Source organism: Dyella lipolytica (assembly GCF_030160075.1).
Taxonomy (GTDB): Bacteria; Pseudomonadota; Gammaproteobacteria; order Xanthomonadales; family Rhodanobacteraceae; genus Dyella_B; species Dyella_B lipolytica.
Genome location: NZ_BSNQ01000003.1, coordinates 623,959 through 644,836, shown reverse-complemented (window position 1 = coordinate 644,836; position 20,878 = coordinate 623,959). Strand labels below are relative to the sequence as shown.

The 20,878-nt window shown below is 60.9% G+C and carries 17 protein-coding genes; all 17 read left to right on the top strand.

What is annotated here, in order from left to right; all coding sequences use genetic code 11:
- The first annotated feature begins 23 nt into the window (after nucleotides 1-23).
- The 17 genes from QQL64_RS04500 (at nucleotide 24) to QQL64_RS04420 (ending at nucleotide 20,855) form a co-directional block, all read left to right on the top strand.
- Nucleotides 24-746 (top strand): T4 family baseplate hub assembly chaperone, encoded by a 723-nt coding sequence (locus QQL64_RS04500; protein ID WP_284396305.1) that lies wholly within the window; start codon nucleotides 24-26, stop codon nucleotides 744-746.
- Nucleotides 743-1,408: a hypothetical protein gene (locus tag QQL64_RS04495; RefSeq protein WP_284396304.1), complete on the top strand. Its 666-nt coding sequence runs from the start codon at nucleotides 743-745 to the stop codon at nucleotides 1,406-1,408. Before QQL64_RS04500 ends, QQL64_RS04495 begins: the two co-directional genes overlap by 4 nt.
- Nucleotides 1,405-2,661 carry a Pvc16 family protein gene (locus QQL64_RS04490; protein ID WP_284396303.1) on the top strand — a complete coding sequence of 419 codons (1,257 nt, stop codon included), beginning with the start codon at nucleotides 1,405-1,407 and terminating at the stop codon, nucleotides 2,659-2,661. Before QQL64_RS04495 ends, QQL64_RS04490 begins: the two co-directional genes overlap by 4 nt.
- Nucleotides 2,658-4,583: an ATP-binding protein gene (locus tag QQL64_RS04485; RefSeq protein ID WP_284396301.1), complete on the top strand. Its 1,926-nt coding sequence runs from the start codon at nucleotides 2,658-2,660 to the stop codon at nucleotides 4,581-4,583. The genes QQL64_RS04490 and QQL64_RS04485 overlap by 4 nt, the downstream gene beginning before the upstream one ends.
- Nucleotides 4,580-4,930, top strand: coding sequence for a hypothetical protein (locus tag QQL64_RS04480; protein WP_284396298.1), 351 nt, complete (start codon nucleotides 4,580-4,582; stop codon nucleotides 4,928-4,930). Before QQL64_RS04485 ends, QQL64_RS04480 begins: the two co-directional genes overlap by 4 nt.
- Entirely contained in the window at nucleotides 4,923-5,525 is a 603-nt protein-coding gene (locus QQL64_RS04475; protein WP_284396296.1) for a hypothetical protein, read from the top strand. Before QQL64_RS04480 ends, QQL64_RS04475 begins: the two co-directional genes overlap by 8 nt.
- 10 nt (nucleotides 5,526-5,535) lie before the next feature.
- Complete coding sequence (locus QQL64_RS04470; RefSeq protein ID WP_284396295.1) at nucleotides 5,536-5,901, top strand: LysM peptidoglycan-binding domain-containing protein; 366 nt, start codon at nucleotides 5,536-5,538, stop codon at nucleotides 5,899-5,901.
- The gene (locus tag QQL64_RS04465) at nucleotides 5,894-7,030 is read left to right on the top strand and encodes a hypothetical protein (protein WP_284396293.1); all 1,137 of its coding nucleotides are present in this window, start codon (nucleotides 5,894-5,896) and stop codon (nucleotides 7,028-7,030) included. Before QQL64_RS04470 ends, QQL64_RS04465 begins: the two co-directional genes overlap by 8 nt.
- Nucleotides 7,031-7,056: 26 nt before the next feature.
- Nucleotides 7,057-7,575 carry a phage baseplate assembly protein V gene (locus QQL64_RS04460; RefSeq protein WP_284396291.1) on the top strand — a complete coding sequence of 173 codons (519 nt, stop codon included), beginning with the start codon at nucleotides 7,057-7,059 and terminating at the stop codon, nucleotides 7,573-7,575.
- Nucleotides 7,575-7,892: a hypothetical protein gene (locus QQL64_RS04455; RefSeq protein WP_284396289.1), complete on the top strand. Its 318-nt coding sequence runs from the start codon at nucleotides 7,575-7,577 to the stop codon at nucleotides 7,890-7,892. Before QQL64_RS04460 ends, QQL64_RS04455 begins: the two co-directional genes overlap by 1 nt.
- 7 nt (nucleotides 7,893-7,899) lie before the next feature.
- Nucleotides 7,900-8,277 (top strand): GPW/gp25 family protein, encoded by a 378-nt coding sequence (locus QQL64_RS04450; protein WP_284396286.1) that lies wholly within the window; start codon nucleotides 7,900-7,902, stop codon nucleotides 8,275-8,277.
- Entirely contained in the window at nucleotides 8,274-10,733 is a 2,460-nt protein-coding gene (locus tag QQL64_RS04445; protein WP_284396283.1) for a baseplate J/gp47 family protein, read from the top strand. The genes QQL64_RS04450 and QQL64_RS04445 overlap by 4 nt, the downstream gene beginning before the upstream one ends.
- Nucleotides 10,730-13,519, top strand: coding sequence for a putative baseplate assembly protein (locus QQL64_RS04440; RefSeq protein ID WP_284396281.1), 2,790 nt, complete (start codon nucleotides 10,730-10,732; stop codon nucleotides 13,517-13,519). The genes QQL64_RS04445 and QQL64_RS04440 overlap by 4 nt, the downstream gene beginning before the upstream one ends.
- On the top strand, nucleotides 13,516-15,810 hold the full coding sequence (locus tag QQL64_RS04435; protein WP_284396278.1) for a hypothetical protein: 2,295 nt from the start codon (nucleotides 13,516-13,518) through the stop codon (nucleotides 15,808-15,810). The genes QQL64_RS04440 and QQL64_RS04435 overlap by 4 nt, the downstream gene beginning before the upstream one ends.
- 48 nt (nucleotides 15,811-15,858) lie before the next feature.
- Complete coding sequence (locus QQL64_RS04430; RefSeq protein WP_284396276.1) at nucleotides 15,859-18,435, top strand: DUF6519 domain-containing protein; 2,577 nt, start codon at nucleotides 15,859-15,861, stop codon at nucleotides 18,433-18,435.
- A 10-nt stretch (nucleotides 18,436-18,445) separates the two neighbouring features.
- Entirely contained in the window at nucleotides 18,446-19,354 is a 909-nt protein-coding gene (locus QQL64_RS04425) for a DUF6734 family protein (RefSeq protein WP_284396274.1), read from the top strand.
- Nucleotides 19,355-19,424: 70 nt separating this feature from the next.
- Nucleotides 19,425-20,855 (top strand): eCIS core domain-containing protein, encoded by a 1,431-nt coding sequence (locus tag QQL64_RS04420; protein WP_284396271.1) that lies wholly within the window; start codon nucleotides 19,425-19,427, stop codon nucleotides 20,853-20,855.
- Nucleotides 20,856-20,878 lie beyond the last annotated feature (23 nt).

Genomic DNA, 20,878 nt, shown 5'->3' with positions numbered 1-20,878 from the left:
CCACTACGACGAGGCATCCGCGTATGCAGGCTCTTTCCGGCGAACGATTGCTAGCGGCCTGCGAACAGGCCCAGGGCGAGCATGCCCTGCTGCAAGCGATCACCCTGCTGGCTGCAGTGCTGCCGGAATGCGATCGCGCGGAATTGCTGCGACTGCCGATCACCGAGCGCAATCGCCTGCTGCTGCAATTGCGCCAACTCAGTTTCGGGCCGGTGCTGGAAGGCTATGCCGATTGCACGCGCTGCGGCGCGGCGATGGAGTTCAGTCTTTCGGTGGCAGATGCTTTAGCAGGCATGGACGAAATACAGGCACCGACGTCGGTGGATTGGACCGATCAAGACATACCCTTGCATCTTCGCCAAGCCACGACCGTGGATCTGCTTGCATCGATCGACGCGCCGACGACCGAGCAGGCCGAAGCACGACTGCTAACGCGCTGCCTGGGCTTGGACGAGCTCGTCGACGATGTCGCTCAACGTATCACCATGCCCTCGGCACGCGCGCAGTTCGAACAGATTCATGCCGCCGGTGAGCTGCACTGCACCCTGCGATGCCCTCACTGTATGGAAGAGGAAACCTGGGAGCTGGATGTCTCGCATTACGTCTGGCAGGAGGCCCGCCACGCGGCGCATCGCCTCCTGACCGATATCCATACCTTGGCGCTGCACTACGGCTGGAGCGAATCCGATATCGCCAGGATGAGCCAACCACGTCGTAATGCATACCTGGAGTTGCTAAGCGCATGAGCGACTTGCTGCAACGACTGGTCGAGCGTGCACGCGGTGTTCCCGAGTCCGCGAGCTTGCGCATCGCACCGCTGCTGACCCCGCACTATGCACCTACACGTACTCCGATCGATACGAATCGTCCGCAGGAAATTCATGCTGAAACGATAGCGACTACGAACGAAGCGAGCCGATCGACACCACATCGCACCGTCGAAAATACATTGCATGAAAAAGAACACGGCAAGGTAACAACACCCATTCACGAGCAAAACACCCAGCGACCGCCACCTCATGCCGAGGCAACCGCGACGACTTCGAAGCCACGCGCTGAACCGGCACGCGCGGCGGATAGGGGAAACGATTCATTGCGCGTGCCTTCCGAACGCGCTGACGACAATCGTGTAGAAAACACTATCAAGCCAGCGCCACAGATCGCCGTCAGGCCAAGCCAGCGTTCTACCGCGACCCGGCCATCCACCGATGTGCCGCGCACCACGCCAGCCACCGTCTACGACGCACCCGTCATCGAAGAAAGTACGCAGACCATTACGATTTCTATCGGTCACGTCGAGGTGCGCAATACATCGGCACCGGCACCTGCTCCATCGCGCCGGCCGGTGTTTCGGCCCGCAATAAGCCTCGATGCGTTCCTCAAACGTGGCGGGGGCGACGAGCGATGAGCAACTATCTTGCCGTCGGCGGCGTGAGCGCCGTGTTGCGCTGGCTGCTCTCCAATGCGCTCACCAATGGCGGCCCTAGCGTGATCCTCGGTGGCAGCACGGCGGGCATTACCGTCACCTCGCCCGACCTGGTGCCGGTCGGCGCGGACGAGCAGCCGGGTGTGAACATTTTTATGTATTACGCCAGCTACAACCCCGCTCTGCGCAATGTCGGCCTACCGTCGCGCAACGCATACGGTAATGAAATCAGCAATCCGCCGCTGGCGCTTAACCTGCACTATCTGGTCAGCGCCTACGGCAGCAAGCAGTTCGATCCGGAAATTCTGCTGGGATGGGCGATGAAAGTACTGCACGACACGCCCGTCGTGCCGCGCCAAACCATCCAGAACGCGCTCGATGCGCTGTTGCCCGGCGGAACGCACGAAGGCTCGCTGATCGACGGCAGCATGCTGGCCAATCAGATCGAGCACATCCGGATTACGCCGGAGACGCTCACTACCGAGGAGATCTACCGCCTCTGGACCGCCTTTCAAACCAACTACCGGCCAACCACGTCATATCAGGTGTCGGTGGTGGTGATCCAAGACACCAATACCTACGCCTCGAATCTGCCGGTGCAAAAGCGCTCGGTGCTGGTGTTGCCGTTGCAGTCGCCGGTGATCGACAACGTGACGCCGAATCCCATCGCCGCCGGCGGCACTCTGACCGTGCAAGGCAGCAACTTCGTCGGCGACCCGTCGACCCAGACGCTGGTGTCGTTCGACGGTGCGCAGGGCATCGCCCCGGCAACCCTGCAAAGCAACGTGTTGCGCGTGGTGTTGCCGTCGACGCTGCAAGCCGGCACGCGTCTGCTACGCGTCCAGCGCACGGTGGTCTATCCGACGTCACCCAAACCGCACGCGGGTTTTAGCTCCAGCCCCATGCCGTTCCAGCTGATACCCACCATCACCCTTACGACACCGAATCCGGTAGCGCAAGGCAGCTCCGTCACCGTCACGGTATCGCCCTCGGTAGGCAGCATGCAGCAGGCCACGCTATATATCGGTGATTACGCCATACCCATCGATCAGCGGCCGACCACCGCGCCACCCACATCGACCACCTTGGTATTTCCGATCACGACCAGCGTGCCGGCAGGCACCTATCCGGTTCGCCTCGAAATCGATGGCGCGCAAAGCAAGCTCACATTGGATACGACTACTGGCAGTCTCACCTACGGGCAGTACCTGCCACAGCTGCAGGTGACGCCATGAACGCCGTAGCAGCGGAGACCTTGCAGCAGGCGCTGGAACGTGTCTACGGCAAGCTGCAATCGGCAGCAGGCGCAGAAGCACCGACGCCGGTTGCCGACGAAGTTGCCGCAACGGAAAACACGCTGCAACAGCTGCAATCGATGTTTGGCTTGAGCGAGTTCGAACGCGACCTGCTGGTGTTGTGTGTGGGCACTAGTATCGAAGCGCGCTTCCTCACCGCGTGCGCCACCATCCACGGCAATCCGCAGTGCACCTGGCCGACGTTTGGGTTGGCGCTGGCCACGCTGGACCAGGCGCATTGGAGTTCGATCAGCCGCGTACGGCCGTTGCGCTATTGGAGCCTGATCGACGTCGTACGTGCGCCCGGCAGCCATGCACCCCTGTTGCATGCGCCGTTGCAAGTCGACGAACGCATTCTGCTCTATCTACTCAACGTATCGGCGACCGACGAACGGATCGAGGCGCTGATGCGCCCCTTGCCTATGTCAATCGACACGCCGCGTAGCGAGAACACGCGCCTCAATGCGATCCTGGACGAGGGTTTACGCCACTGGTTGAACGGCGGTGAGCGCGGCCGTCCGCTGCTGTTTTGCGGCGAGCGCGGCGCATCGCGCGAAGCGGCGTTCACCGAACTGTGCCGGCGCGCGGACCTGAACCCGTACTACCTGCACGCCTTCGACCTGCCTGCTGACATCGACGAGCGCAGAACCGTCGCTCGCCTGTGGACGCGCGAATCGGCGTTGCAGCATGCGGCGTTGTTTGTTCGCTGCAACGACAGCGATAACCTGCAGGCGCTTTCCGGTTGGCTGGATCTGGTCCACGCACCCGTTGCCATCGACACACCGATGGGTTCGCAAGCGGAATATCTGTCCGGCTTGCGCCTAGATATTCCCAACCTTTCGGCCGCCGAGCGCAAGCAGACATGGATCGGACAGCTCGGCGATGCGTCGCATCGTCTCAATGGGACGCTCGATCGCATCGTCGACTACTTTCATTTCGATGAAACGGCGATCCAGTCCGCCGCCGCCATCGCTCGCGAAACGCCGCTGGATGACGAGGACGACATCGGCCAGATCGCCTGGCGCATCTGCCGTCAGCAAGGGCGGCGCTCGCTGGACAACCTGGCGCGACGGATCGAACCGCGTGCGACGTGGTCCGAACTGGTATTGCCGCCTGCGCAGACCGAAACCCTGCAACAAATCGCCATTCATATGCGTCAACGCGCGGTGGTCAACCAGCAATGGGGGTTTTCCGAACGCTACAGCCGCGGCCACGGCCTAAACGCGTTGTTTGCTGGCGGCAGCGGTACCGGCAAAACGATGGCGGCGGAAATCCTGGCGCGCGAACTCGATCTGGATCTTTACCAGATCGATCTGGCGTCGATGGTCAGCAAGTACATCGGCGAAACCGAAAAGAACCTGCGTCGCGTGTTCGATGCCGCCGAGGAAAGCGGCGCGGTGTTGTTGTTCGACGAATGCGACGCTTTATTCGGAAAACGCAGTGAAGTGCGCGATAGCCACGATCGCTACGCCAATATGGAAGTCTCCTACCTATTGCAACGCATGGACAGTTACCGTGGTGTAGCCATCCTGACGACCAATATGCGCCATGCGATGGATTCAGCGTTTATGCGGCGCATTCGCTTCATCGTGCAGTTCCCCTTTCCGGATGCACCGTCACGCGCACGGATCTGGCAGGGCATCTTCCCGGAGCTGGCGCCGTGCGACGACCTGGATTTCGAACAGTTGTCTCAACTGAACGTATCCGGCGGCGTCATCCGCAATATCGCCACGCATGCGGCTTTTCTGGCGGCTGAAGACAGCACGTCGATCGGCACACAACACATTCTCGCCGCCTCGCGCGCCGAATACGCCAAGATGGAAAAGCCGCTGACGACGGCGGAAACGCGAGGGTGGTCATGAGTACCTTGCGAACTCCCGACACGAATACGTCAACCAGGCCGGCGCGTACCGCATCACCGCCATCCGTGCGCAAGAACCAGGCTGCCGTGCACATAGATATCGATCGCTTGAGCCTGCACGGCTATACGCAGCCGCAACAGCAACGCTTTATGCAGGCGTTTGAGACAGCGTTGTCGCAGCTGGCCGTGGATAGAAAGGAATGGTCGTTGCTGACCCCTAGGCATATCGCAGACGTTACGCCCGTGCGTCCACGCCCTGGCACGACGCCGGAAGCGGCAGCTCGGCAGCTTGCGCGGCAACTTTTCGGCCTGCTCGATCAACAGGAACTGGGGCGCAGTCATGGCTAACGTGTCGCCGCTACTGCGCAAGGGCGCGATCCTCACGCTCGATCCCACGCTGGGCGTTCCGCTCGGCACGATCATGCTGCAGTACAACCCCGACAGCCTCACCCGCTCGCTCAAACCGCAAACCGTGGGTGACGAACCGGACCGCACCGAGATCCTTCGCCTCAAAGGGCCGCCGATCGAAACCATCAAGTGCGAAATCGAGATCGATGCCACCGACCAGCTGGCCGACAGCGATGCCACCGCGATGTCGCTGGGTATCCAGCCGCAACTGTCGCTACTGGAACTGCTGCTCTATCCCTCCAGCAGCACGTTGATCACCAACGAAGTGCTGTCGCTGATCGGCACGATCGAGATTCTCCCGATGGAATCGGCGCTCACGGTGTTTGCATGGAGCAACCAGCGCGTGACGCCCGTGCGCATCACCGAGATGGAAATCACCGAGCAAGCCTTCGATCCACAGCTCAATCCGATCCGCGCCAAGGTCTCGCTCGGCCTGCGCGTGCTGAGCGTCAACGATGTCGGCTTCCTGACGCCCGCCGGTGCGCTGTATTTGGTCTATCAGACCAGCAAAGAAGCTATGGCGCAGATGGCGTAGGAGCAATCATATGGATCAGGCACTCGCTTCTCTCATCACCTCCGCCGCCGGCACCGGCGCGCCGACACTCACCTCCAGCCGCTACTACGGCGCAGCGACCTTGCCCTACACGCTGCCGAACGGCACACAAGTGATGTATCTCGCCCGGCGTATCCTGCCGCAAGCAAGCATCTATCAATCGGTGCGAAGTTACGTGGTGGTCGATGGCGACCGACTAGACAATCTCGCCGCGACGTACCTCGGCGACCCGTTGTTGTATTGGATGATTTGCGATGCCAACAACGGTACCGATCCCGACGAGCTCACCGCGCAAGTCGGCCGCAGCATTCTGATTCCGCTGTCTTCCGGCATTCCGCCCGGAGCACGCAATGGCTAGCCCGCTCTACCTCACCTTGATGGCGGGGCCCGGCGTCGCATTGCCGGTACCCAAGCCGTTGATCGACGCGCTGGTGTCGGCCGAAGTCACCGAGTCGGCGACCGGTCGCAGCGGTTTCCAGCTGACGTTTACGCTGGCCGACAATTCGATTCTGGAAACCTTCTTCCTCCTCGCTGCGTCGTCGCCGATCCCGTTGTTGCGCGTGGTGCTGATGGCGAACTTCGGCGGGCTGCCACAGATCGTGGCCGACGGCATCGTGCTGCACCATCAAGTGGTGCCCGATGCCATGTCGGGTTCGTCCAAATTGGTCGTCACCGGACAGGATCTGTCCGCGCTGATGGATCTCATCGATTTCTCCGGACTGCCCTACCCCGGCATGAGTCCGGATCTGCGCGTACTCACCATCCTCGCCAAATATGCCGCGTTTGGCGTGGTGCCCGAAGTGATACCGGTGCTGATTCCGGATATCGAAGTGCCGCTGATCCAGACGCCGTCGCAGAAGAACACCGATCTCTTCTATATCCAGGAGATGGCCAAGGACTGCGGTTATGTCTTCTATATGGTGCCGGGCCCGCTGCCCGGCATGAGCCAGGCGTATTGGGGACCGATGATCCGTATCGGTATGCCGCAGCAATGCCTCAATGTGAATCTGGATTCGTGGACCAATGTCGAGACGCTGAGCTTTCGCTACGAACCGCAAACCTCGGTGCTGCCGATCGTATTTTCGCAAGATCCGTACACCAAGCTGGTGTTTCCGATTCCGATTCCACCGATCACGCCGTTCAACCCGCCGCTGGGTATTGCGGTGCCGATTCCACAGAAAGTGGAACAACTCAGCGACACGGCCAAGCTGCCGATCGGCCAAGCCATCATGCAGGGCATGGCGCGCGCGGTGGAGAGCGCCGACGTGATTACCGGCGAAGGCACGCTGGACGTGCTGCGCTACGGAGAGATCCTGCGCGCGCGCAGCCTGGTCGGCATGCGCGGCGCGGGCATTGCATTCGACGGTATGTATTACGTGGACAGCACCACACATCACCTCAAGCCCGGTGAGTACAAACAGAACTTCGTTCTCAAGCGCAATGCGCTGATTGCCAATACACCGGTCGTTCCTTCCTTTCCGTTCTGACCCTGGAGCCGCGACGGAACACCATCATGACCAAGAAATCCGGCAAACACTTCGGCAAATACCGCGGCACCGTGATCGACAACGTCGATCCGATGCAGATGGGGCGGTTGATGGTGCAGATTGCGGACGTCTCCAACATCATTCCCTCAACCTGGGCGATGCCTTGCCTGCCGTTTGGCGGCATCCAGTCGGGGATGTTCGTGCAACCGGCGATCGGCTCGGGCGTGTGGATCGAATTCGAGCAAGGCAATCCGGATTACCCGGTATGGGTCGGATGCTATTGGGGTTCGGCGGCGGAAGTACCCGCGCTAGCGCTGGCCGCGCCGCCGGGACTGCAAAACATCGTGATGCAAACGATGCTGCAAAACACGCTGATGATCAGCGATGCGCCTGGCCCGACCGGCGGCATTCTGCTCAAGACCACCGCCGGCGCGCTGATTTCGATTTCCGAAATAGGCATCACCATCAGCAACGGCCAGGGCGCCACCATCGTCATGGCCGGCCCCAGCGTCACCATCAACGAAGGCGCGCTGGAGGTGATCTGATGCCTGGCCCACTCATCCAGCAAGGCGCCATCGTGCTGTGTATGCATGGCGCACCGGCGATGCCGACGGTACCCAATCCAGCGGTGACGCTGGAAGGCATGCCCACCTGTCTATTGCCGATCCCGTGGATGGTTACCGGTTGTCCTGCAGCGGCCGCATTGATGCCACCTTGCATCACTGCCACGTGGACGGTCGGCACGACGCGCGTCACGTCGTTTGGTCAACCGTTGCTGGTGCAAAGCGGCCTATCGACCTGCGCACCCAGCGGCCTGCCTTTGCTGGCAACGATGACTCAATTGCGCGTCACTGCGATGTGAGCCGGCCATGAATATCGCCTTCCCCTACAACTTCGACACTACTGGTCATACGGCACAGACCGATCCGCTGAGCCATATCGGCGACATGATCGAGCAAATCCTATTCACCTCGCCCGGCGAGCGCGTGAATCGGCCAACCTTCGGCAGTGGTACCGCGCAATTGGTGTTCGCGCCGAACAGCGATGTGCTCGCCACGGCACAGCAAAACGTGATCCAGGCCAGTCTCCAGATGTGGTTGTCGGATCTGATCCGCGTGCAGTCGGTGACGGTCGTGGCCAACGATGCCACTTTGCAGATCACGGTGGTCTATGTCGTGCTGCAAACCCAGCAGCAACAGACGCAGCAGTTCGTTTACGGCGCAACGGGTATGGGAGCGGGCTCATGATTTACTTCTGCTCCCAGAAAAACCGGCGCGATCTGGTACTGCGCAGCGGTCTGCTCAACGGCATCGATTATCTGGAAGTGCTGACCGACCATCCCGGCTGCGGCAAGCAACTGGCCGTGACGTTCCTTAAGGATGCGCGCGCGCTGAATCTCACCGCCGGCAATATCGTACTGACGGGCGATACCCCGCTGCAGGTGGTAAACATCGACGCGGCGACGCAAGACGATCCGCTCGTCGTCGTCGTGACGCTCGACAACACCGGCGACTTTTCGCCGTACACCTTCACGCTGGTCGATCAGGCCGGCGGCATCGATCCGCCTGCGGGTCTCGATCCGCAATTATCGACAGTAACGTTTTCGTTCAAGGCGGGCTGCCCCTCGCCCGTGGATTGCCACCCGCAGCAATGCTGCCCGTCGCCGGCTGTCGCGCCGCCGGATATCAATTATCTCGCCAAGGATTACAGCGGCTTCGTGCAGGTGATGCGCGACCGTCTCGCGGTGCTGGTACCCGACTGGACCGAAACGCATGCCGCTGACCTTGGCGTCGCTATCATCGAGTCGTTGGCTTATGCCGCCGATCATCTCAGCTACCAGCAGGATTCGGTGAGCACCGAAGCCTATATCGGCACGGCACGCAGCCGCATTTCTCTACGTCGTCATGCACGTTTGGTCGACTACATGATCGGCGAAGGTTGCAATGCACGCGCCTGGGTCTATCTGGATACCTTGGTTGATGGGCTGTTGGTTCCCCAAGGTACGGCGTTCTACGTGCGTACGCCGGGCGAAGCAGCGGTAGTCGATCCGCTGGACCTGATTCACGCCGATCTGCTGTTAAACAGCAAGCAACCAATTTTCAGCAGTCTGTGCGCCGTCACCTTGCGTCAGGAACAAAACGAAATCCATTTCTATACCTGGAGCGACAGCAACTGTTGTCTTCCCGCCGGCGCAACGCAAGCGACTTTCGTCAATACGCTCGCCACGCTAACGGTCGGCACCGTGCTCATATTCGAGGAAGTAGTGGGTCCGCTCACTGGCAGCCCGGACGACGCCGATCCAACGCACCGTTGGGCGGTGCGTCTCACCAGCGTGCGCACGACCAACGATGCCGGCAACTTGTTGTTCGATCCGCTCAATGGTCAGTTCATTACGCAGGTCACATGGTCGGCCGATGACGCGTTGCCGTTTCCACTTTGCCTTTCGTCGACCTATCAGGGCGACAGCGGCCCGGTGGAAGTGCCCGATGTGAGCGTTGTACGCGGCAATATCGTGCCCGCGGATCACGGCATTACAGTCAATGACGACATTCCCGGCGTAGTTCCTGCGCTGCCACCGACGCCACAAGTGGAAGCAAGCTGCGATTGCGACACCGCCACCGTGGCGGCAGCAGCGTTGCTGCCACCGCATGCACGTTTCTATCCGGAACTGCCGAAATCGCCGTTGACCTTCGCCCACGTCTACGACCCCACCGCCGCCGCATCGGCTTTTACTGCCGCCGGCCCGGATACCGCTTTGCCGCAGATTGCGCTGAGCAGCGATGACGGCCGCAACTGGACCGTGACCGAAGACATCCTCGGCAGCCACCCGAACAGCAACAGCTTCGTACCGGAGATCGAATACGACGGTTCCGTGTTCCTGCGCTTCGGCGACGGCCAATACGGCGAAGCACCCGATCCGGGGCTGCAATTCACCGCCAACTATCGCATCGGCAACGGCAGTGTCGGCAACGTCGGTCACGACTGCATCGCGCACATGATCGGCAATCCCAAACAGATCCGTAGCGTGCGTAATCCCCTTGCCGCAGCGGGCGGTACCGATCCGGAAGATATGGAACATATCCGTCAATACGCACCGTTTGCGTTTCAGACGCAGGAACGTTGCGTGACCGAGGACGACTACAGCGTGAGGACAGCGACGTTTCCGGGCATTCGCCAGGCGCGCGGCACGCTGCGTTGGACCGGAAGCTGGTACAGCGTCTTTGTGTCAGTGGAGCCCCAGGGCGCGCTGACGAAGCACCTGGTACACGACACCAAGCGTCGCCTCAACCTGCTACGTATGCTGGGCATTGACCTGGCCGTTGAGCCGGCTCACATAGTCGGATTGAACATCGTATTGCAGATTTGCGTAGCGCCGGATCATTTCCGCGGCGATGTGTATGCCGCCCTGTTGAAGCTGTTTATTACCGGCGATCAATGCAGTGGACAACCCGGCCTGCTCAACGCCGACAATTTCATTTTCGGCGAAACGGTGTATGCCAGTCCGTTGGTCGCGGCGGCACAGTCGGTCGATGGCGTGGTCTCCGCCACGCTCACCACATTCGGCCGCCTTGACCAGCCCTGGGTGAACGGCATTGCGCAGGGTTACATCAGCCTGGGTCCGCTGGAGATCGCCAGCTGCGACAACGACCCCAACCATCTCGACCGCGGCGTGTTCACGCTGCAACTGGACGGCGGTAAATGAGCGCGTGTCCGACCACCATCGAGCAACTATGCGGTTGCTGCACCGGCGTCACGCTGGAGACGCCGGAATTTATCGGCAATCGCCCCGCCCTGCCGGCGATCAGCTATCGCGTGGGCCGTTACGCCACGTTCAATGCCAGCATGCTGGCCTGCCTGTCGCAGTCGGCGTATACGCCGATGAGTTTGCTGCGTACGCGCGATCCTGCCGATTTCACGATTGGGCTGCTCGACAGCTGGGCTGTGGTGCTGGATATCCTGACTTTCTATCAGGAGCGCTTTGCCAACGAAGCGTATTTGCGCACGGCCATCGATCAGCGCTCGGTGTTCGAACTGTCGCGACTGATCGGGTATGTGCCGTCGCCTGGCGTTGCGGCCACCGATGTATTGGCATTTACGCTTTCCGATGCGCCGGGGTCGCCGGACAACGTGCTGATTGCCGCCGGCACACGCGTGCAAAGCGTGCCCGGACCGGGCCAGACGCCGCAGGTGTTCGAGACCTCGTCGGACATCACCGCACAGATCGGCTACAACGCGCTGCCCGCGCAAACAAGCCTACCGTGGCAACTGGCTGGCGGCGATACCAGCACATGGATCCAGGGCACAGCCAACAGCATCAACGTCGGCGACTTGCTGCTATTCGTTACCGCCACGGCTGGCGTCGCCGACACCAACGGTTCAAGCGACGTGCACTTTGTCACGGCGGTCACTCTGGACTCCGTCAATGGCATGACGCAGATCAGCTGGGACAGTGCGTTGTTGCCTGTCTTTACCGGCGGCATGACCACCGACGATGTCTGTCTGTATATCTTCCGGAAAAAAGCCGCACTGTACGGCGTGCAGGCACCCAACCCGGCCACTTTGCCTAGCGGTGCAGTGGGTAGCGAGATCGGTGGCGCACCTAGCACGCTAGGCGACGACTGGAGCTACACGAGCTATTCCGACGGAAGCGATCAACTCAATCTCGATGCTTCATACGCGGGACTTGTGCCCGCCACCAACACCACGGAATGGGTGGCCTTTTTTGGCTCAAACAATACCGCGGTGTTTACGGTCGCCGCGGCGAACGAGTCCAATCCCAACCGCTACACACTCACGGCCAAGACTACCCGGCTCACCTTTGGCGTGGTGCAGACGCTGACAGGAACGGCGTTTTCATCGATGGACAACGCGCTGTCGAGCTTCGAAAGCGATACGCGCAACGTCACCGTGTATGTGCAGAGCGTGCAACTGCAGCTCGCCAATTTGCCGTTGACGCAGTGGAGCGCCAACCCCGGCTACACCGTGCAGTCGGGCATGCTTGCACCAGTGGGCGGCAACAGCATTTCGGTGATGGGCGGTCAACAAATCGCCGCCGGTCAGCCACTGGGCATTTCCGGCAAACGCGTACGCCTGCAGGTGTTTCCAGGAGCGGGGGCGACGTTTTCGCCAGCCAATTCCTCTACGTCGCTGCAGGTAGCGGACAACCAGATTTTCCTGATCGATGCCTATCCGCCCGTAACGAATACGAGCGGCACGCCAGTGTGGAGCGTGATCACGCTCAGCGGCGTCTCCGGCGAGCTGCAGATCGACGATATCTATGTGCAACTGCTGCCATCGGACAAGAAGGATGCCGTGACCGGTGAAGCCTCCGATGTCTCCACACCATCAGTAGCCGGCGATATCACGACGCTTGGTCTGGGTGGCAACCTCAGCCGTTTGTACGATGCAGGCACTACGACGGTAAACGCCAACGCCGTGAACGCCAGCAACGGCGAAACGGTACAGGAGTTGCTCGGTTCCGGCGACGCCACCAATGCCGCCTTGACTTTCACACTCAAACAATCGCCACTGACCTACGTAACGTCAACTGGCAACAACGGCACGCAATCGACACTGCAAGTCTGGGTCAACAACCTGCAATGGCACGAGGTACCGAACCTGCTGGCCGCCGGACCGGCCGATCGCGTGTTTGTCACGCGCGTCAACCAGAGCGGCTTTACGGTGGTGCAGTTCGGCGATGGCATCAACGGCGCACGGACGTCCACCGGGCAGATGAATGTTCGCGCGGTGTACCGCAAGGGCATCGGCAGCGCCGGCATGGTGGCCGCAGGCCAGTTGTCGCAGCCGCTGGATCGGCCGCAAGGGCTGCGCGCCGTAATCAACCCCAGTGCCGCGGCAGGCGGTGCCGATCCCGCTACGGCCGACGATGCGCGCGCACGCGCGCCGTTGCCGACGCTTACCATCGGCCGCGTCGTGTCGCTGGAGGATTATCAAAACTATGCATTGAACTTCGCAGGTGTCGCCAAGGCCACCGCGTCGTGGACCTACTTCAACGGTACGCGCGGCGTTTTCCTCACGGTCGCCGGCCCTGAGGGTGCCACCTTCCAGCCGACCGATACCGTGATCGTTCACCTGATCGAATCACTGCACATGTACGGCAACAAGTATGTGCCGTTGCAAGTGGTGTCCTACGATCCGGTGTTGTTCCAGATCGCCGCCAACGTGCTGGTCGACGACGAGAATTACGACCCCACACTCGTTCTGCCGCAAGTTTGGCAAAACCTGGTCGCCGCGTTTGCCTTCGACAATCGCCTGCTCGGCCAGAACGTCGCCGCCAGCGATGTCATCGAGATCGTGCAGCAGACACCCGGCGTGATCGCCATGCAGCTCACCGCGCTATTCCCCACCGGCAGCCCGACGGGAACAGTGCCCGCGCAATTGTGCGCAGCGGGCGCGTTGCCGCCGCAAGGCGCGCAGATGCTGTTGCTCGATCCGGCTTGCCAGAACGCCATCGGAGTATGGTCATGAGCCTCGACGCCGCCGGTCTGTTCGCACTCCTGCCTGCGGTGTATCGCACGCGTGACGCCACCAACGGCGGGCCGTTGCAAGCGCTGTTCGAAGTGCTCGCCACGCAGTCGGGCATCGTCGAAGAAAACATCGAGCAGCTCTATGATGATCAGTTCATCGAAACGTGCATGCCTTGGGTCATTCCGTATATCGGCGATCTGATCGGCTACAACTCGATCTATCAAACGGCAGCAGGACTGGACAGCCGCGCCGAGGTCGCCAATACCATCGGCTATCGCCGCCGCAAGGGCACGCCGATTGCCTTGCAACAAGTAGCGATGGATGTCTCCGGTCGCGCGGCCGTGGTGGTGGAGGAATTCCGCCGCCTGATCACCACGCAAAGCATGCGCTTGCCGCGCCCGCACCTTGCCGAATGCCTTAACCTGCGCCGCAGCGCGGTGATGGACAGTCTGAGCGACCTCGCGTTCGACCAAAGCAACCGCACGGTGGATGTGCGCCGCATCGCGCCGCGCATCCGCGACGTACAGGACCCCGATCCGGCGCCGCTGGATATCGCGCTGCACGGTCCAGGACGTTTCAACATTCCAGACATCGCCGTGCATCTGTGGCGTTGGCAGCCGTGGACGATCAACCAGGCACCGGCGTTTGTGGTGGATGCGCGGCGCTTCAAGTTCAACCCGATCGGCCTGGACATTCCGCTGTTTTCGTTGCCGCCGACCAGCTACCTACCCTTCACGCACATCAACACGCGACTGGATGTGCCGCAGCCGATTCGTCGCGGCGAATTCCGTCGGGAGCTCAGCGACTTTTACGGCCAAAGCATGATGCTGTACGCCGATAACGCAGCGATTCCAGCTACACAAATCTGCTGCGCCAATCTCGCTGACCGCCCAGGTGGAAGCTGGTGCAAGGTGCAGGCCGGCAAGATCGCCATCGATCCCGAGCTCGGACGCATTCAGTACGCGGATGATCTCACCCCACCGCAATCTTTGAGCGTCACGTACAACTACGGCTTCCCAGCGGCCATCGGCGGCGGTCCCTACGACCGGACCGCCAGCCTCGGCCAAGAAGTGCCGACGCAAAATCCAGCGCTAGCGAACTTCTTCGCGCAAGTCGGCACGCCAACCTTCCCCGACCTGGCGACGGCCATCGCGCAATGGAATCTGCAACCAGCGGGCTCGACAGGCATCATCGTGCTGACGGGCTTCGAACGTTATGCGATCGATTTGACCGGCGCGAACGCCATCACCCTGGCCTCGGACAGCACGCTCGCCATTGCCGCAGCCGTGCCGGTGCCGCTAGGCGGCCCGCGCGACATGACATGGAACAACGCTTGCGTCACCCTGCTCGGAAACATCGATGTCATTGGCCTTCCACCTCCACCGATGTCCGAGGGCGAGATACCGCCGATCGGCCAACTCATCATCAACGGTCTGCTGATCGAAGGACAGTTGACGATCACCGGCAGCGCAGTCGCCGTGCAGCTTTCCGACTGCACGCTGGTACCAGGGTTAGGCGCGGCCAATCCGGGCCTGTCGCCATGCGAGCCCAGCGTGATCGTGGAAAACGATGCCACGCTTTGCATCGCGCGCTGTATTGCCGGACCGATCGCCGCCAGCGCTGCGGGTAGCGTGCGCGTATGCAATAGCATCGTGGATGCCAATTCGCCCTGTTGCGTGGCGTATAGCGGTGCGGACGGCTATTCGGCGGGCGCGGATCTGCATGTGGAAGACAGCACCATCGTTGGCAAGGTGCGCACTCGCACGATGCGGCTGGCCTCCAACACCATCTTCTTCGCGAGGCTGGGCAAACACGACCCTTGGCCAGCCGCACTATGGTGCAGCCGCCGACAAGTGGGTTGCGTGCGCTTCTGTTCGTTGCCGAGCCCGGCGATTACGCCACGCTGCTACGAGTGCCTTCCGCCGGATGCCGATAGCGCGGCCAAGTTCGCCCCCCATTTCATCACGCTGCGCTATGGCCACCCTTCCTACGCACTATTGAGCGGCGATGTGCCGATGGCCGTGTGGCGTGGCGCGGATAACGGCTCGCAGATGGGCGTTTATTACCAAATCGAGGAAACCGAGGCGGTATCCAACGTGCAGATACGCACACCGGAATATCTGCCGGTGATGTTGGAAGCGGGCATCTTTCTGCATCCGTCGCAGCCTCTACCGAGCCCGGTTCTTCCGCCCTTCGGCTACTACTACGGCGTACGACCAAGAACATGTTGCGGCGACGAAGACGACTCTGCACAGACGGTGTTCCACGGCATTGGCGTGGAGCTCTTGTAGGCAGCCCCGGACCCATAACAGCGAAACCATGCGAAACAGGTGCAGGCTATGAAAGGTGATTTCAGTCGAATCCGCTTCGAGCCCGGCAAGCACTACACCGATGTGCTCAAGCAGCAGGGTCGCACCGAACTGGATGCGGACGGCAACGAGCAGCGTTTCATCGACGATTATCGACTGCGCACCGAAACGGTCGATGTCATCGGCGAATACGGCGGACCGGTGCGCGACCCGGGCTTCGCGATCAGTGTTGTGGGCTATCAGATCCACATCGGCGCGGGCCGTTACTACGTCGATGGCCTGCTGTGCGAAAACACGTATCTGACGCACTACGACGATCAGGTCTTTCTGATCGATCCCACCAGTACGCAAACCGCACAACAGCTGCTGCAAGAACTCGCCCGTGGCGACAGCACCGCTTGCCTACATGTCTTTCTTGAAGTCTGGCAGCGCATGGTGACGGCGCTGGACGACACGTGCCTTGGCGAGCCGGCGTTAGGACAAGCCGATACGACGGTTCGCCTGCAAACGGTGTGGCGTGTGGTGGCGAGCCTCGACACACCCAAGGGCAATCCGATCTACAAAGCGGCGATAGATATAGCCGCTGGCGCCGCCGCCACGGCACCCGACTTGATGCCGGGCCAGGCGGAGCTCTATCAGGCGACACCCACCGCCATCGACACGGCCGCCAACGCCGCCGCCTCGCTTTCGATCGACGAAATCACCCGCGAGATGAGTCCATGCTGCCGGATTTTGTATAAGGAGATCGCACCGAAACACACCGGCAGCTTGTATGCGCAAACCGCCGAAAACAGCGGTGACTGCGGCTGCCAGCCGGTGCCGGCCGCCGGCTACACGGGTCTGGAAAACCAGTTGTACCGCGTCGAGATTCACGAATCGGGCGATCTCTCTTCCGCGACCTTCAAATGGTCGCGCGAAAACGCCTCGGTGGTCGTTGCGGTACTCAATGTTTCGGGCACCAAGGTGACAGTCAACAGTCTCGGCATGGATGCCAATCTGGGTTTCCAGACCGGCCAATGGGTGGAGATCAGCGACGACACCAACCTGTTCGGCGAAACGCCGAACCAGCCTGGCACGCTGTACCAGATTCAAAGCATCGATCCGCCCTCAATGACACTGACGATGACCGCCACCGTGCAAAACGTGGATACCGGCCGCAATGCGCGCATGCGACGGTGGGACCAAACCGATACCACGGCCACCACGAACGGCATACCTGTCTCCAGCGGCTGGATTACTTTGGAGAACGGTATCGAGGTGTGCTTTGGCAAGGGCAACTACGTTGCCGGCGATTACTGGACCATCCCTGCCCGCAGCGCAACGGGAACGATCGACTGGCCGCCGTGCGGCAGCGACGGCAACTGGTATCAGCCGCCATTCTATACCGTTGTGCATCGCGCACCGTTGGCGTGCATCTGCCTGCGCGACTCTTTCGGTACGAAAGGACGCGACATATTTGCCAACACCAGCGCCTTCGCCTACCAAGACATTTTCAAGGTGGACGATTGCCGCCTTCGTTTTCCGACGCTGACCGATCTTGGTGGGCTGATCCAGGCCGAAGCCTTGCATATCACCAAGATCAATTGGAAAAACGATGACGTGATGACGTTGGACAGGCTCATCCACGGCGGCCTGGCGATGCTGTTCGACCAGCCGCCCACGTCGCCGCTGACGCCAGCTAACGTGATCGTCACGCTGGAAACGCCAATTTTGATATCCCGCGACACCAACAACAACTACCGCGCGGTCTATGCGTTCTCCGAGCAAGGGAGCGGTGCGACGTCGCCCTTGGTCGCCAACAAGTCGGCACTGCTGACCAACGATGCGTATCTTGAATATTTCAATTTCATCCAGACGGTGCCGCGCAACGAGACCATTTTGGATTCCACTGTCACACTGACCAAAAACACGCTGCGTTGGACCCTTCCTTACGAAAATGCCAGCGCTTATCAAAAGCTCACGCTGTTCTATCTCGACCTCGCCTTGCTCGCTGGGATGACACAAAACCTGCCGACGCGCGTTCGCGTCAAGCTGCCGGGGCGCACGCACTACGCGTCACCGGCCGGTGGCGCGCAGATTTACCTCGACGGCCAGGCATTCGGGCAGAGCGCAGCTGCCAGCATCGGCAAGCGCGAGCGCATCGACCTGCAATTCCCCACCGGCAATAGCGAAAGAGCAAGCGACTTCGAAAGCTGGTTCTATTTGTATCCGGTGCTCACCGTGAGCGAAGTTACGTTGACGTATTCGGCACTGACCGTTCAACAGTCAGGAAACAGCGTGACTATCGTCGGCTCCACACCGTCCACCAACAGCAGCCCGATCGTGCAACAAGCGCAAATCGCGTTGAACTACCGCGCGGTGGAAGCGGCGACGATCAGCCTGAGTTTGTTGGGTGACGGGAGCGTGGCCAGCGTGCCCTCCAGCGTGGCGGTGAACCCCGGCGACGAAAGCGTTTCCGTCACGATTGCCATCAATGGTGCACCGGCCGACGGGCAAACCGAATCGTTCACGCTGACGGCCTCCATCACCAGCGCCATAGGTTCCGCATCGGCGCAAAACGCCAGCTTCACCGTCACCGGACAAGCCGCGCCGGTGCAGACGCAATAGGAGAGTTCCCATGCGCGCGGTCTGGTCGTTCTGGAGCAAGCCGTACTACGCCCGCCAAGGGAGAAGCTGGCGCGAGCCGCAACATCATCTGCTCGCATGGGGGTTGTCGCTGCGGCAAGCGCGTAAACATTACCCGGACACCATGTTGGTCACGGACAAAGCGGGAAAAACTCTATTGATCGATCGCCTTGGACTGGAGTTCGGCGACGTCAGCACCGATCTTGAAGCCCTGCGCGATGAAGAAGCCGGCTGGTGGGCGCTGGGCAAACTCTACGCCTACAGTCTGCAGGATCGCCCTTTCATTCATATCGATACCGATGTCTTCCTCTGGAAACCGTTGCCGCAGAGCATCGCCAATGCACCCGTGTTTGCGCAGTCACCTGAGTTTCATCCGCCGCTGGATCTTTTGAGCGGGCCGTCGAGTGTCGAAGCGGTATTTGCCAAACACGGACTGTCGTTGCCCGTGGAATGGGAATGGTCGCGTTCGTTGGGCGAACCAGCTTACCGCGAAGAAAACTGCGGCATTGTCGGGGGCCAGCGCGCGGATTTCTTGCGCTACTACGCAACCCAAGGCCTGAAACTGGTGCGCGATCCCGCCCACGCGCCTGCATGGCGCGAACTACCCGATAAAGACGGTTACAACATGATGGTCGAGCAGCTTTTGCTGTCGACGTGCCTGGACTACCACCGCTTTCACCCCGAATCACCCTATCGCGGCGTGCACATCAAATACCTCTTTCCCACCTGGGCCGACGCGTTCGACCCGGCCAAGACAGCGCGGGCCGGTTACACCCATCTGCTCGGTTTCAGCAAAAGCGACGCCCAGGTAACGCAACGCCTGGAACAACGCATGCAAAACGAAGATCGCGATTTCTACCGGCATTGCGTGCGGCTCGGGCAACGCATGGCAAGTGCATGACATGGGAAACGGGCCCACCAAGCCGACCGGTGAAATCATCCGCCCTGCCCCGTCGCGGACGACGCGAAGTATGTCGAGCCCAAGCAACACGCCGGCATCGACGCAGAAGATCCTGCCTCCGCAGGCGGCAATGACGATAACGCCACCCTCGTCTACAAGCATTCCGGCCTTGGCGCCGGGCGAAACGCCAGCCCACTCGCTTGCTCAAAGCCCGGTGCAGAGCCCGGGCAAACCCCTGGACAACGCGTTGCAATCGCGCTTCGGTACGCAACTGCAGTCCGATTTCAGCGATGTGCGGATTCATACCGGCGAGCAAGCGGCGCGTTCGGCCGATGCCATGCAGGCGCAAGCGTTTACCGTCGGCAAGGACATCGTCTTCGGTGCCAATCAATATCAGCCGGATTCCGCAAGCGGCCAGCATCTGCTTGCGCATGAGTTGGCCCACGTAGCGCAGCCCGAAGGCTCCAAGTCGCGTGACGTAAGCCGCAGCACGGATGCCAGCGAGCGCGAGGCCGATCATGCGGCCGACGCGGTGATGCAGGGGCGTTCCGTTGCCCCACGTACTGCAGCTTCCGCCACGGTACAACGCGAACCACTGCAAGGCGCGGACCAAGCCAAGCATGAACCGGTGCTCGACCGGATGCTGGACAATGCCTCGCCGTTTCTCGCTGCGGCGGTGGGATCGACCACTTTAAACGGCTTCGATACCGGCAAGTCCGATCTCAAGCCGGCGCACATCACCGAGCTGCAGAAAACCGCGCGCAACATCACCGTGCTGCTGCGCCAGTATCCGCAATCCACCGTTACCGTGATCGGTCATACCGATACGGTAGGTACCGAAGCGCATAACCTCGAGCTAGGTCAGGCGCGCGCCACGGTAACCGCCGACGCGCTGGAAAAATTCGGGGTGCCCTCGGCCATCGTCACCGCGAAAAGCGTGGGCGAAGGTCCGCCACTGGCCGTAAAGACCAAGGACGAAGTGTCCAATGCGCAAAACCGGCGTGTCGAAGTGCGCTTCGATCCGAAGGCTATGCCCACGATCAACACCCAACCAAAATTGGAACCGAAGGCGCGGGAAAACCCGAGCATCTTCATTCAACCACCGCCACCGCCAATCATTGATCTCAAGATTCACCCACGCCTCGATCAAGGTGGCTACCCGGGCGGACCGTTTCGTCACGATGATGCGCCACCCGGCATGTGGAACCCTGTACCGCCCGCGCCGAAAGGTACGGGTCCCAAATCAGCGCTCGACATCATCGGTGAAAAGCTCATCGATCCAGTAGTGGATCGTGTTGCACGCGCATTGCCCAAGGACATCCGCGACAAGATCAAGCAAGCCGCGCGCGACGGCGTAAAAGCAGGTGCGGCGAAGATCGCACGCATGGCGGCCGAAGACGCGGGCTTGAAAGACCCGCAAGGACTCGACGCCATCGAAAAAGCCGCCGAAGCGGCGATCCAGGAAAAAGGAAGAAACGATGGTGGAAGCACTTCTCCATGAACGCTCACTCATGTGGAGCATGA

Excerpts from the sequence above, each read along its gene's own strand:
- QQL64_RS04500 (WP_284396305.1), top strand. The coding sequence starts at position 24 with ATGCAGGCTCTTTCCGGCGAACGATTGCTAGCGGCCTGCGAACAGGCC.
- QQL64_RS04495 (WP_284396304.1), top strand. The coding sequence starts at position 743 with ATGAGCGACTTGCTGCAACGACTGGTCGAGCGTGCACGCGGTGTTCCC.
- QQL64_RS04490 (WP_284396303.1), top strand. The coding sequence starts at position 1,405 with ATGAGCAACTATCTTGCCGTCGGCGGCGTGAGCGCCGTGTTGCGCTGG.
- QQL64_RS04485 (WP_284396301.1), top strand. The coding sequence starts at position 2,658 with ATGAACGCCGTAGCAGCGGAGACCTTGCAGCAGGCGCTGGAACGTGTC.
- QQL64_RS04480 (WP_284396298.1), top strand. The coding sequence starts at position 4,580 with ATGAGTACCTTGCGAACTCCCGACACGAATACGTCAACCAGGCCGGCG.
- QQL64_RS04475 (WP_284396296.1), top strand. The coding sequence starts at position 4,923 with ATGGCTAACGTGTCGCCGCTACTGCGCAAGGGCGCGATCCTCACGCTC.
- QQL64_RS04470 (WP_284396295.1), top strand. The coding sequence starts at position 5,536 with ATGGATCAGGCACTCGCTTCTCTCATCACCTCCGCCGCCGGCACCGGC.
- QQL64_RS04465 (WP_284396293.1), top strand. The coding sequence starts at position 5,894 with ATGGCTAGCCCGCTCTACCTCACCTTGATGGCGGGGCCCGGCGTCGCA.
- QQL64_RS04460 (WP_284396291.1), top strand. The coding sequence starts at position 7,057 with ATGACCAAGAAATCCGGCAAACACTTCGGCAAATACCGCGGCACCGTG.
- QQL64_RS04455 (WP_284396289.1), top strand. The coding sequence starts at position 7,575 with ATGCCTGGCCCACTCATCCAGCAAGGCGCCATCGTGCTGTGTATGCAT.
- QQL64_RS04450 (WP_284396286.1), top strand. The coding sequence starts at position 7,900 with ATGAATATCGCCTTCCCCTACAACTTCGACACTACTGGTCATACGGCA.
- QQL64_RS04445 (WP_284396283.1), top strand. The coding sequence starts at position 8,274 with ATGATTTACTTCTGCTCCCAGAAAAACCGGCGCGATCTGGTACTGCGC.
- QQL64_RS04440 (WP_284396281.1), top strand. The coding sequence starts at position 10,730 with ATGAGCGCGTGTCCGACCACCATCGAGCAACTATGCGGTTGCTGCACC.
- QQL64_RS04435 (WP_284396278.1), top strand. The coding sequence starts at position 13,516 with ATGAGCCTCGACGCCGCCGGTCTGTTCGCACTCCTGCCTGCGGTGTAT.
- QQL64_RS04430 (WP_284396276.1), top strand. The coding sequence starts at position 15,859 with ATGAAAGGTGATTTCAGTCGAATCCGCTTCGAGCCCGGCAAGCACTAC.
- QQL64_RS04425 (WP_284396274.1), top strand. The coding sequence starts at position 18,446 with ATGCGCGCGGTCTGGTCGTTCTGGAGCAAGCCGTACTACGCCCGCCAA.
- QQL64_RS04420 (WP_284396271.1), top strand. The coding sequence starts at position 19,425 with ATGTCGAGCCCAAGCAACACGCCGGCATCGACGCAGAAGATCCTGCCT.